Annotated in this window: 11 protein-coding genes and 3 pseudogenes; 8 read left to right on the forward strand and 6 right to left on the reverse strand. The window is 57.6% G+C overall.

The window, feature by feature from the left end:
- The first annotated feature begins 269 nt into the window (after positions 1-269).
- Positions 270-1,451: an NO-inducible flavohemoprotein gene (gene hmpA, locus L9Z73_RS17925; protein WP_247403554.1), complete on the forward strand. Its 1,182-nt coding sequence runs from the start codon at positions 270-272 to the stop codon at positions 1,449-1,451.
- Between the two features lie 237 nt (positions 1,452-1,688).
- On the forward strand, positions 1,689-2,195 hold the full coding sequence (locus tag L9Z73_RS17930) for a disulfide bond formation protein B (protein ID WP_247403557.1): 507 nt from the start codon (positions 1,689-1,691) through the stop codon (positions 2,193-2,195).
- A gap of 510 nt (positions 2,196-2,705) precedes the next feature.
- Here L9Z73_RS17930 and L9Z73_RS31320 read toward each other — a convergent pair.
- Positions 2,706-2,959, reverse strand: a pseudogene (locus L9Z73_RS31320) (hypothetical protein).
- A 27-nt stretch (positions 2,960-2,986) separates the two neighbouring features.
- On the opposite strand from L9Z73_RS31320, the gene cyoA reads away from it, so the two are divergent.
- The 5 genes from cyoA to cyoE are packed head-to-tail and all read left to right on the forward strand — an operon-like array spanning position 2,987 to position 7,814.
- A complete protein-coding gene (cyoA, locus tag L9Z73_RS17935; protein WP_247403561.1) occupies positions 2,987-3,928 on the forward strand; it encodes a ubiquinol oxidase subunit II in 942 nt (313 codons plus the stop codon).
- 3 nt (positions 3,929-3,931) lie between these two features.
- Positions 3,932-5,950, forward strand: coding sequence for a cytochrome o ubiquinol oxidase subunit I (cyoB, locus tag L9Z73_RS17940; protein WP_247403564.1), 2,019 nt, complete (start codon positions 3,932-3,934; stop codon positions 5,948-5,950).
- A 3-nt stretch (positions 5,951-5,953) separates the two neighbouring features.
- A complete protein-coding gene (locus L9Z73_RS17945) occupies positions 5,954-6,580 on the forward strand; it encodes a cytochrome o ubiquinol oxidase subunit III (RefSeq protein WP_247403567.1) in 627 nt (208 codons plus the stop codon).
- Positions 6,580-6,915 (forward strand): cytochrome o ubiquinol oxidase subunit IV, encoded by a 336-nt coding sequence (gene cyoD / locus L9Z73_RS17950; protein WP_247403570.1) that lies wholly within the window; start codon positions 6,580-6,582, stop codon positions 6,913-6,915. The genes L9Z73_RS17945 and cyoD overlap by 1 nt, the downstream gene beginning before the upstream one ends.
- Before the next feature lie 11 nt (positions 6,916-6,926).
- The gene (gene cyoE / locus L9Z73_RS17955) at positions 6,927-7,814 is read left to right on the forward strand and encodes a heme o synthase (RefSeq protein ID WP_247403572.1); all 888 of its coding nucleotides are present in this window, start codon (positions 6,927-6,929) and stop codon (positions 7,812-7,814) included.
- A gap of 111 nt (positions 7,815-7,925) precedes the next feature.
- Here cyoE and L9Z73_RS17960 read toward each other — a convergent pair whose 3' ends face one another.
- The 4 genes from L9Z73_RS17960 to L9Z73_RS17975 all read right to left on the reverse strand — a co-directional run bounded on the left by L9Z73_RS17960 (position 7,926) and on the right by L9Z73_RS17975 (position 9,799).
- Positions 7,926-8,642, reverse strand: coding sequence for a hypothetical protein (locus tag L9Z73_RS17960; protein ID WP_247403575.1), 717 nt, complete (start codon positions 8,640-8,642; stop codon positions 7,926-7,928).
- A gap of 70 nt (positions 8,643-8,712) precedes the next feature.
- Positions 8,713-9,216, reverse strand: coding sequence for a hypothetical protein (locus L9Z73_RS17965; RefSeq protein ID WP_247403577.1), 504 nt, complete (start codon positions 9,214-9,216; stop codon positions 8,713-8,715).
- A gap of 77 nt (positions 9,217-9,293) precedes the next feature.
- The gene (locus tag L9Z73_RS17970) at positions 9,294-9,548 is read right to left on the reverse strand and encodes a Txe/YoeB family addiction module toxin (RefSeq protein WP_247403580.1); all 255 of its coding nucleotides are present in this window, start codon (positions 9,546-9,548) and stop codon (positions 9,294-9,296) included.
- On the reverse strand, positions 9,545-9,799 hold the full coding sequence (locus L9Z73_RS17975; RefSeq protein WP_247403583.1) for a type II toxin-antitoxin system prevent-host-death family antitoxin: 255 nt from the start codon (positions 9,797-9,799) through the stop codon (positions 9,545-9,547). The genes L9Z73_RS17970 and L9Z73_RS17975 overlap by 4 nt, the downstream gene beginning before the upstream one ends.
- 94 nt (positions 9,800-9,893) lie before the next feature.
- Between L9Z73_RS17975 and L9Z73_RS17980 the strand changes: the two are divergent.
- A pseudogene (locus L9Z73_RS17980) lies at positions 9,894-10,154 on the forward strand (c-type cytochrome); the annotation flags it as partial.
- Here L9Z73_RS17980 and L9Z73_RS17985 read toward each other — a convergent pair.
- Positions 10,151-10,327 (reverse strand): annotated as a pseudogene (locus tag L9Z73_RS17985) (aspartate aminotransferase family protein); the annotation flags it as partial. The pseudogenes L9Z73_RS17980 and L9Z73_RS17985 overlap by 4 nt on opposite strands.

Raw genomic sequence — 10,327 nt, forward strand, 5'->3', positions numbered from 1 at the left:
CGTCGCACGGCAGCAGGGCGCGCATGGCGTGCAGCAGGCGGCGGTAACGCTCGCCTTCGGGCAGTTCACGGGACAGGTCGGCGACCAGGGGGAGCAGGGTGGTGAGCAGCGATTGCGCAGTCATAATGACTCCTTGTAGTCCTTATGACTATATTGCGTAGGAGTCATACTGACTATGTTTAATTTAACTGGTTGAAATTCAACGATTTATTAGTTGGCATGAATGCTGATTACCTCAAGGCAATCAGTAAAGAAGCCCAGGAGGCTCCATGCTTAGTGCCCAAGACCGTGCCATCGTCAAATCCACCGTGCCCCTGCTGGAAAGCGGCGGCGAAGCGCTGATCACCCATTTCTACCGCATGATGCTCTCCGAATACCCGGAGGTCCGCCCGCTGTTCAACCAGGCGCACCAGGCCAGCGGCGACCAGCCCCGCGCCCTGGCGAATGGCGTATTGATGTATGCGCGGCATATCGACCAGTTGGATCAACTGGGTGACCTGGTGGCGAAGATCATCAACAAACACGTGGCCTTGCAGATCCTGCCGGAACATTACCCGATCGTGGGTGCCTGCCTGTTGCGTGCGATTTCCGAAGTGCTGGGCAGCGAGATTGCCACCCCCGAGGTGATGAGTGCCTGGGGCGCGGCCTACGGCCAGTTGGCGGATATCCTGATCGGCGCCGAAGCCGCGATCTATGACGAGAAGGCCCAGGCGCCGGGCGGCTGGCGGGGTGCGCGGCCGTTCAAGCTGGTCAACCGCGTGGAGGAAAGTGCCGAAATCACTTCCTTCTATTTCGCCTCGGTGGACAACGCCCCGATCCTCGCTGCTGCGCCCGGTCAATACATTGGTATGACGCTGGTGCTCGATGGCGAAGAAGTGCGCCGCAACTATTCCTTGTCGGCCCTCAGCGATGCCGGCCAATACCGCATCAGCGTCAAGCGCGAAGCCGGTGGGCGGGTGTCCAACTACCTGCATGATCAACTGCAGGTCGGCGCGACGATCGACCTGTTCCCGCCAGCGGGCGAGTTTACCCTGGCGGCCAGCGATAAACCGCTGGTGCTGATCAGTGGCGGAGTGGGCATTACGCCAACGCTGCCGATGCTCGAAGCGGCCCTGGCTACCCAGCGCCCGGTGCACTTTATCCACTGCGCGCGTAATGGCGGGGTGCATGCGTTTCGGGAGTGGGTCGATGCCCTGGCGGCCAAGCATCCGCAACTCAAGCGCTTCTACTGCTATGACGAGGACGATGGCGTGAGCCCGGCAGGCGACACCGTGGGGCTACTGAGCCAGGAACAACTCGCGGCGTGGTTGCCCGAGCAGCGCGACCTGGATGCTTACTTCCTCGGCCCTAAAGGCTTCATGGCCGCGATCAAGCGCCACCTCAAAGCCTTGGGCGTACCCGAAAAACAAAGCCGCTACGAATTCTTCGGCCCGGCCGCCGCCCTGGAATAACCACCTAAAGGTTCAAACTGTTCAAACTGTGGGAGGGGGCTTGCCCCCGATAGCGGTGGATCAGTCAGCTTATCTGTAGCTGACACACTGCTATCGGGAGCAAGCCCCCTCCCACATTTAGTGCTCCATTCCCCCCGATTAATCCCCTGTTAACCCCCTGTTAACCCCTCTCTGTTTAAACCACTCTCTGTGTGTAAACTTGCGGCCATTGGCACAATCAAACAAAGGGATACGGAGATGAGTGACGAATTGCGTTTAGGCAGGGAACGGCGCTTTCTGGTGTTGCTGGGCATCATCTGCCTGGCGCTGATCGGCGGTGCGCTGTACATGCAAGTGGTGTTGGGCGAGGCGCCGTGCCCGCTGTGTATCCTGCAACGCTACGCCTTGCTGTTGATTGCGGTCTTTGCGTTTATCGGTGCGGCCATGCGCAGCAAAGGCGCGATCACGCTGTTTGAAGGGTTGGTGGTACTCAGTGCCCTGGGGGGCGTGGCTGCTGCCGGCCACCATGTGTACACCCAGTTCTTCCCCGAGGTCAGTTGCGGCGTGGATGTGCTGCAACCGATCGTTGACGGCCTGCCCCTGGCGAAGGTGTTTCCACTGGTCTTCCAGGTCGATGGCTTCTGCAGCACGCCGTACCCGCCGGTGCTCGGCCTGTCACTGGCGCAATGGGCGCTGGTGGCGTTCGTGCTGACGGTGATCCTGGTGCCCCTGGGCATCTATCGCAATCGCCAACGCAAAGCCTGAGCCGTTTACTGAAACGCCCCGGTCCTTCTCAAGGGAAAGCCGGGGCGTTTTTGTTTGTAGGGATTAATGAAGGGACAGTGACGCGGGACAATTTTGACGGTGTGCAGTGTGCGACATGTTGTCACACAGACGCTGTCGCAGGACGTTTCTGAGCCGCCGAACCGCCGCTTGAATTTGCCCCGCGTCGTCAATCTGTGCTGTCAGTTCATCGTTTGAGCGACACCGCGAATGCCGCGCGTTTCGAGGCTTTCGGTGATCTGTTAATGCCTTGTTTTATGGGGGCTTGCATCGTTTTTTCAGGCCCTTACAGGGTGTAAGGGGTGTGGCAGTTTGCCCTATAACACGGCAATTTTTGTGGTTTTTGTTGAGAATCTAACGCGATAAGATCGCGAACTTTTGCAAAATAGGTGAAGGATTATTGCTGGAATCGATAAAAATTATTTCTTTATAAGACATGGTTTATACATCGCTAGCTAACTACAATCGCCCGCACTGAATGTCCGGTGCTGTTCAATCTTTTGAGCATTGGAGCGGTCGAGGGGCAGATGGATGGCTCTGTGCGACCCCAGGTTCCGGCAGCCTTTCAACTATCCGCACCAAATGGAATTGGTCTGTAACAAGGCCTTTAACCACGAAATCGAATAAGAACTCACCGCAGGTCCGTGAACCGTCCAATCAGGGCGCTCGGGCAGGCTCTTATTCAATCGAAGAGAAATGCCAACCCTTGGCAGGGTGAAGTGTTGGCGATCAAAACCCAACTGCATTGCGCAAGCTGCTTTAGAGGTCGTGAGATGAGTAAAAACAGGTACCCCCGATTACTAGGCTTTTTGCCGCTGCTTGGCATGATGTTAATGCTGGGAGGCTGCAAGTGGGCCTTGCTCGACCCCAAAGGACAGGTCGGTCTGGATGAACGCAACCTGATCATCACCGCCACCCTGCTGATGTTGCTGGTAGTGGTTCCTGTGATCATCATGACCTTCGCCTTCGCCTGGAAATACCGCGCGTCGAACACCAACGCGACTTACGCGCCGAAGTGGTCGCACTCCACCAAGATTGAAATCGCGGTGTGGCTGGTTCCGATCCTCATCATCATTGCCCTGGGTTATGTGACCTACAAGTCCACCCACGCGCTGGACCCGTACCGTCCGATCGAGTCCGACGCCAAGCCGATCAATATCGAAGTGGTCGCGCTGGACTGGAAGTGGCTGTTCATCTACCCGGACCTGGGTATCGCCACCGTCAACAAGATCGTGTTCCCGGAACATACCCCGGTTAACTTCAAGATCACCTCCGACACTGTGATGAACTCGTTCTTCATTCCAGGCCTGGGTGGCCAGATCTATGCGATGGCCGGCATGCAGACCAAGCTGCACCTGATTGCCAACCAGAAAGCTGAAATGGACGGCATCTCCGCCAACTATAGCGGCGCTGGCTTCACCGGCATGAAATTCAAAGCGATCTCGACGAGCCAGGAAGAATTCGACGCCTGGGTAGCCGAAGTCAAGGCCGCACCTAAACAGCTTGATCAAGCTGAATACGAAGCCCTTGCCAAACCAAGCCAGAACAACCCTGCCGCTTCGTACTCCGCGTACACGCCGGACCTGTTTCAGAAGATCGTCGACAAGTACGAAGGCATGAAACCAGGCAAGCCGGTCAAGCACGAGAAGAAAGAAGTGGCTGCGGTTGAAGGTTCTGACACGGGCTCGCATTCAACTGCTGGGGCAGAGGAGTAAACGATGTTTGGTAAATTAAGTTGGGATGCGGTCCCGTTCCACGAGCCGATCGTGATGGTGACCATCGCCATGATCGCGCTGGGTGGTCTGGCACTGTTTGCAGGTATCACTTACTTCAAGAAGTGGACCTACCTGTGGACCGAGTGGCTGACGTCGGTCGACCACAAGAAAATCGGTGTGATGTACATCATCGTTGCCATGGTCATGCTGCTGCGTGGTTTTGCCGACGCCATCATGATGCGTACCCAGTTGGCCATGGCCACCGAGGGTTCGCCGGGCTACCTGCCGCCTGAACACTATGACCAGATCTTCACCGCTCACGGTGTGATCATGATCATCTTCATGGCGATGCCTTTCTTCACCGGCCTGATGAACCTTGCAGTGCCGCTGCAGATCGGTGCCCGTGACGTTGCCTACCCGTTCCTGAACTCCCTGAGCTTCTGGCTGCTGGTATCCGGCGTTGTGCTGGTCAACGTGTCCCTGGGCGTCGGCGAATTCGCCAAGACCGGTTGGGTTGCTTATCCGCCGCTGTCGGGCCTGGCGTACAGTCCGGGCGTGGGTGTGGACTACTACATCTGGGCGCTACAGCTATCAGGGCTCGGGACGACGCTGACGGGGGTCAACTTCCTGGCCACCGTGCTGAAAATGCGCGCGCCTGGCATGAAGATGATGGACATGCCGATCTTCACCTGGACCTGCACCTGGGCCAACGTGCTGATCGTGGCTTCGTTCCCGATCCTCACCGCTACCCTGGCACTGCTGTCGCTTGACCGTTACCTGGATTTCCACATTTTCACCAACGAACTTGGTGGCAATCCAATGATGTACGTGAACCTGTTCTGGGCATGGGGTCACCCTGAGGTGTACATCCTGATCCTGCCAGCGTTCGGTATCTTCTCCGAAGTGATCTCGACCTTTACCGGCAAGCGCCTGTTCGGTCACCACTCGATGGTCTACGCTTCCGGCGCGATCTCGGTACTGGGCTTCATGGTTTGGCTGCACCACTTCTTCACCATGGGTTCGGGGGCCAGCGTCAACGCCTTCTTCGGCCTGGCGACGATGCTGATTTCGATCCCGACGGGGGTGAAGCTATTCAACTGGCTATTCACCATCTATCACGGTCGTCTGCGTATGACCAGCCAGGTTCTGTGGACCCTGGGCTTCATGGTGACCTTCGCCATCGGCGGCATGACCGGCGTACTGCTGGCCATCCCGGGTGCTGACTTCGTGCTGCACAACAGCCTGTTCGTGATCGCTCACTTCCACAACGTGATCATCGGCGGTGCGGTATTCGGTTACATCGCTGGTTTCAGCTACTTCTTCCCGAAAGCGTTCGGCTTCAAGCTGCACGAAGGCTGGGGCAAGGCAGCGTTCTGGTTCTGGATCTCGGGCTTCTTCGTCGCGTTCATGCCGCTCTATGCACTGGGCTTCATGGGCATGACCCGTCGTCTGAACGCTACTACCAACCCTGAGTGGGTGCCGTACCTGTACGTCGCCATGGTCGGTGCTGTAATGATCGCTGTGGGTATCGCCTGCCAGTTGATCCAGCTGTATGTCAGCGTGCGTGATCGCAAGCAGAACATGTGCGAGTCGGGCGACCCATGGAACGGCCACACCCTGGAATGGTCGACTTCGTCGCCACCTCCGTTCTACAACTTCGCCGTGATTCCTACTGCGAACACCATCGATGCGTTCACCGAAGCCAAGGAAAACGGTACTGCGTACCAGCAGCCTAAGCACTACGAACCGATCCACATGCCAAACAACACCGCCACTGGTGTGGTGATCGGTGCGCTGTTGACCGTGTTCGGTTTCGCGATGATCTGGCACATCTGGTGGCTGGCAATCGTGAGCCTGGTGGGCACCATCGGCTACTTCATTGTCCACGCTGCACGTGATGATCAAGGCTACATGGTGCCGGTCGAAACGATCGAGCGCATCGAAGCCGAGCAGCACGCTCGCCTGGTGGCCGAGAAGAAGATCCCGGCCAACCGTGTAGAAACCTCGTTGGAACAGGCTTAAACCATGTCGAACTTAGTGACCAATGCTGGACACGCCCATGTCGATGACCATGGGCACGATGACCATCACCACGACTCGGGCCCGGTAACCGTTTTCGGTTTCTGGCTCTACCTGATGACCGACTGCATCTTGTTTGCGTCGATCTTCGCGGTGTACGCGGTACTGGTAAACAACGTAGCGGGTGGCCCGGCGGGCCACGACATCTTCGAACTGCCTTACGTGCTCGGCGAAACCGCCTTGCTGTTGTTCAGTTCGATCACCTACGGCTTCGCCATGTTGTCCTTCTACAAGGGCAACAAGCAGGGCGTACTGACCTGGTTGGGTCTGACCTTCCTGTTCGGCCTGGGCTTCATCGGCATGGAGATCAACGAGTTCCACCTGCTGATCTCCGAAGGCTTCGGCCCGCACCGCAGCGGCTTCCTGTCGGCGTTCTTCACGCTGGTGGGGACCCACGGTCTGCACGTGACGGCTGGCCTGATCTGGATGGCGGTGATGATGTATCAGGTCAATAAACACGGCCTGACCAACACCAATAAGACTCGCCTGAACTGCCTGAGCCTGTTCTGGCACTTCCTGGACGTGGTCTGGATCTGCGTATTCACCGTCGTCTACTTGATGGGGACTCTGTAATGGCTAATGCACACTCCCATGACAGCCATGATGCGAGCCACGGCAGCGTAAAGACTTACGCTATCGGCTTCATCCTGTCGGTCATCCTGACCCTGATCCCGTTCGGCCTGGTGATGTACCCAACCTTGCCGAAGTCGATCACCTTGATGATCGTCCTGGCGTTTGCGGTGATTCAGGTCCTGGTTCACCTGGTGTACTTCCTGCACCTGGACCGCTCCGAGGCTCAGCGCGAGAACGTGGTTGCGTTCGTGTTCGCAGGCCTGGTGATCGTTCTGCTGGTTGGTCTGTCGCTGTGGATCATGTTCAGCATCCACACCTTCATGATGGCGAAGTGAGGTAAGACCCGATGTCGCTTAAGCACTTTATCCAAATCACCAAACCGGGGATCATTTTCGGTAACGTGCTTTCTGTGGCAGGCGGCTTCTTCCTGGCCTCCAAGGGACATGTCGATCTGGCCATCTTCCTGGCAGCAATGATCGGCACGTCCCTGGTGGTAGCTTCCGGTTGTGTCTTCAACAACTGCATCGACCGCGACATTGATATCAAGATGGAACGCACCAAGAATCGCGTGCTGGTCCAGGGCCTTATCTCCCTGAAACTGGCACTGCTGTTCGCGACCGTCCTGGGTGTTGCCGGCGTGGTGTTGTTGTACAAGGTGGCCAATCCGTTGGCGGCGCTGTTTGCCGTGATCGGCTTTGTCATCTACGTCGGCTTCTACAGCCTGTACCTCAAGCGCAAGTCGGTTCACGGCACGCTGGTGGGCAGTCTGTCGGGGGCGATGCCGCCGGTGATTGGTTATGTGGCTGTGACCAATAGCTTCGACATGGCCGCGCTGGTGCTGCTGGTGATGTTCAGCCTGTGGCAGATGCCGCATTCCTATGCCATCGCGATCTTCCGTTTCAACGACTACCTGGCTGCGTCGATTCCGGTTCTGCCGGTCAAGCGTGGCATCCAGGTGGCCAAGAAACACATCCTGCTGTACATCCTGGCCTTCCTCGTGGCGACCTTGATGTTGACCTTCAGTGGCTACGCCGGCATGAGCTACCTTGCCGTCGCCGCCGCCATGGGCATGTACTGGTTGTACATGGCCTGGACCGGCTACAAGGCGGTGGACGACACCGTCTGGGCGCGCAAGCTGTTCGTGTTCTCGATCTTCACCATCACCGCGCTCAGCGTGATGATGTCCCTGGATTTCCAAGTGCCCAAAGAGCTGTTGTTGACCTACGCTCCCTGAGTGGTTCCAAGCTGTGAACAAGCCCCGCCTTCGTGAGAAGCGCGGGGCTTTTTCTTGGGCGCAGTTCCAGCGCACCGCCCTCCCACATTGGGTTCAGCGGTACTAGTGGTACTACTGCTGCGCGATGCTGTACCCATCAAACGCCGTCTGCTGCTGCAACGCCGTGATCACGCTCTTACGGCTCAGTGGCTGTTCAGCGCCTGCGTTATCCACAAAGCTCTCAACCTCCAACTCGGCGTCATCGCCGTCACCGACAAAGCTGAAACCCAGGAACTCGAACGCTTCACGGTCGACGTTGAGCTTGGAGCGCGGTGTGCGCAGCGGCAGGGTGACGCTGATGCCGTCCTTGCTGATCACAAACACTTCGGCTTCTTTCTTCGGTCGAGCGGCCTTGCCCTTGCCGGCGCTTGGGTTGCTGATGGCCTGGTGGGACTGGTTCAGCACCTTGAGGGCCAGGCCATAGACCAGTTCCTGAAACTGCGGGTCGTCCTTGAAGCTGGACAGGATGCGGCTGATGGAGAACTTGCTGCTGAGGTCTTCCAGGGCAATATTGTCGGCGGCTTCGGCGTCCTTGAGCTGCTTGAGCTGGCCCATCAGGTCGTAGGCCTTATCGTCATCGAAGGCGTCTTGGGCCTCGCGGATGGCCACACGCAGTTCGCGGATCTGGTCGCTTTCCTTGGAGGTATGGAACGCGTCCAGCACCATCTCGCTGATGATCTTGGCCGCTGGCACATGCTGTGAAAGATTGATGGCGTTTTCGTATTCAGCTTTGGATTGCAAGGCGACTACGGATTCTTCGGCGGATTCTGCGGTGTTGGAATCGGACATTGAAATTTCACTACTTCAGTAAACAGGGACAAAAAAGCGTCGCGCATTTTCGGCGGGGAGGGGGGGCAGGTCAAGGCAGCACAATGCCCTTATTGCGGCGCAAGGCAGCCAGCGCCCGCTGCAGCGTGATTGCCCGCCCGCAAAACAGACCTACGGTCAAACCGGATGCGCCACCGACTGCTGCCAGCATCGATGGCGTGCTCAGCAACAGCGGATGCACGGCCTGCTGGTAACCGAAGTAATACTTCACCGCGAAGAACAGCTGCGAGATCAACAGGGTTTTCCACGTGCCCGGCAGCATCAGCGTGTCGCCATCGGTTTCCAGTCGGGCGCCGTTGGCATTAAACAACAGCATGCCCAGCAGACTGCCGATGACCGCGCCGCCCACCCAGGCACCGCTCGACAGCATCGACGGTGCCAGCGATATCAGCGACCACACCACCAGCACCGCCGGCAGGATCATCAATGACCGCCGATTCTCGCGGCCACCCAGGCAGGCCTTGATCCCGTAGTAACAAATCCACAGGTAAACGGCGTATACCCAAACGGGCGTGCCTTGGAGGATGTCGAGCATGGTGTGCTTCCTTGCAGAAAAGCGTCGGATGTTTTCAGGCGCGGATCAGGGCAGTCGGCTTCAGCAGGTAATTCCCGTTAATAGTGATAACGACACATCAAGACCTGAACCTCATCCTCCTCGATGCCATAGACCAAGCGATGTTCGGCGGTGATTCGCCGAGACCAGAAGCCACTGAGGTTGTGTTTGAGTGGTTCGGGTTTGCCCACGCCGTCAAATGGGTCTCTTTGTATCGCCTTGATCAGCAGATTGATACGTTTGAGTCCGGCTTTGTCGTTTTGCTGAAACCAGAGATAGTCGTCCCAGCCCTCAGGGGTGAAAAGTATTTTCATTCCTCAATCAGCCGCCTCGCTTTGGCTTTGCCCGCTCTCAAGCTGTTGACCGAGTTGATCAGGCGTTCAGCATTTTTTGGCGAGCGCAGCAGGTAGGCCGTTTCTTCAAGGGCATTGAATTCCGATAGCGAGATCATCACCACGGGCTCACCTTTTTGCCGGGTGAGCAGCAACGGGATGTGATCTTCATTAACCCGATCCATTGTCTCGGAGAGATGGGCACGGGCATTGGTATAGTTGATTGTTTCCATGGGTATGTCCTCGCTTGATGGTACGAAGCGTACAGAAATGCGTACATGTATTCAAGCGGTTCCTTATCAACGGTCAGTCGGTGGCGTTGGCGACGAGCGGGTGTACCCGCCACTGTGGGGCGACCAGTCGTTCAATATCGGTGCCGGCATGGCGCGCACCTACACGGCGGCGGCGTTCGTCAAACGCAACATGCCGATCGGCTTCCACGAGCAATTCCCGTTGGGCCAGGGTGGTTTGTCCGACCAGGAAGCGGTGGACGTCGCGGCGTATTTCTCGGGGCAACCTCGCCCGGATTTCCCGGACAAGGTCAAAGACTGGCCCAACGGCGGCAAGCCGCTGGATGCGCGTTATTAGCCCAGTTGCTTGAGGCACGCCTGGAGGATGTCCAGGCCTTCTTCCAACACCGCTGGCTCAGTGGTCAGCGGCGCCAGTAAACGGATGATGTGCCGCGACTTGCCGCTGGGCATCAGCAGCAAGCCCGCGTCCCGCGCCAGGCTCAGCAATTGGCTCAGTTGCTGGGGCGCGGG

Source organism: Pseudomonas emilianonis, from assembly GCF_023072625.1.
GTDB lineage: Bacteria > Pseudomonadota > Gammaproteobacteria > Pseudomonadales > Pseudomonadaceae > Aquipseudomonas > Aquipseudomonas paraveronii.

Bases quoted from the DNA above. Each gene is read 5' to 3' on its own strand.
- L9Z73_RS17945 (WP_247403567.1), top strand. From the start codon at position 5,954: ATGTCGAACTTAGTGACCAATGCTGGACACGCCCATGTCGATGACCAT.
- L9Z73_RS17960 (WP_247403575.1), bottom strand. From the start codon at position 8,642: ATGTCCGATTCCAACACCGCAGAATCCGCCGAAGAATCCGTAGTCGCC.
- cyoB (WP_247403564.1), top strand. From the start codon at position 3,932: ATGTTTGGTAAATTAAGTTGGGATGCGGTCCCGTTCCACGAGCCGATC.
- hmpA (WP_247403554.1), top strand. From the start codon at position 270: ATGCTTAGTGCCCAAGACCGTGCCATCGTCAAATCCACCGTGCCCCTG.
- L9Z73_RS17965 (WP_247403577.1), bottom strand. From the start codon at position 9,216: ATGCTCGACATCCTCCAAGGCACGCCCGTTTGGGTATACGCCGTTTAC.
- cyoD (WP_247403570.1), top strand. From the start codon at position 6,580: ATGGCTAATGCACACTCCCATGACAGCCATGATGCGAGCCACGGCAGC.
- cyoA (WP_247403561.1), top strand. From the start codon at position 2,987: ATGAGTAAAAACAGGTACCCCCGATTACTAGGCTTTTTGCCGCTGCTT.
- L9Z73_RS17930 (WP_247403557.1), top strand. From the start codon at position 1,689: ATGAGTGACGAATTGCGTTTAGGCAGGGAACGGCGCTTTCTGGTGTTG.
- cyoE (WP_247403572.1), top strand. From the start codon at position 6,927: ATGTCGCTTAAGCACTTTATCCAAATCACCAAACCGGGGATCATTTTC.
- L9Z73_RS17970 (WP_247403580.1), bottom strand. From the start codon at position 9,548: ATGAAAATACTTTTCACCCCTGAGGGCTGGGACGACTATCTCTGGTTT.
- L9Z73_RS17975 (WP_247403583.1), bottom strand. From the start codon at position 9,799: ATGGAAACAATCAACTATACCAATGCCCGTGCCCATCTCTCCGAGACA.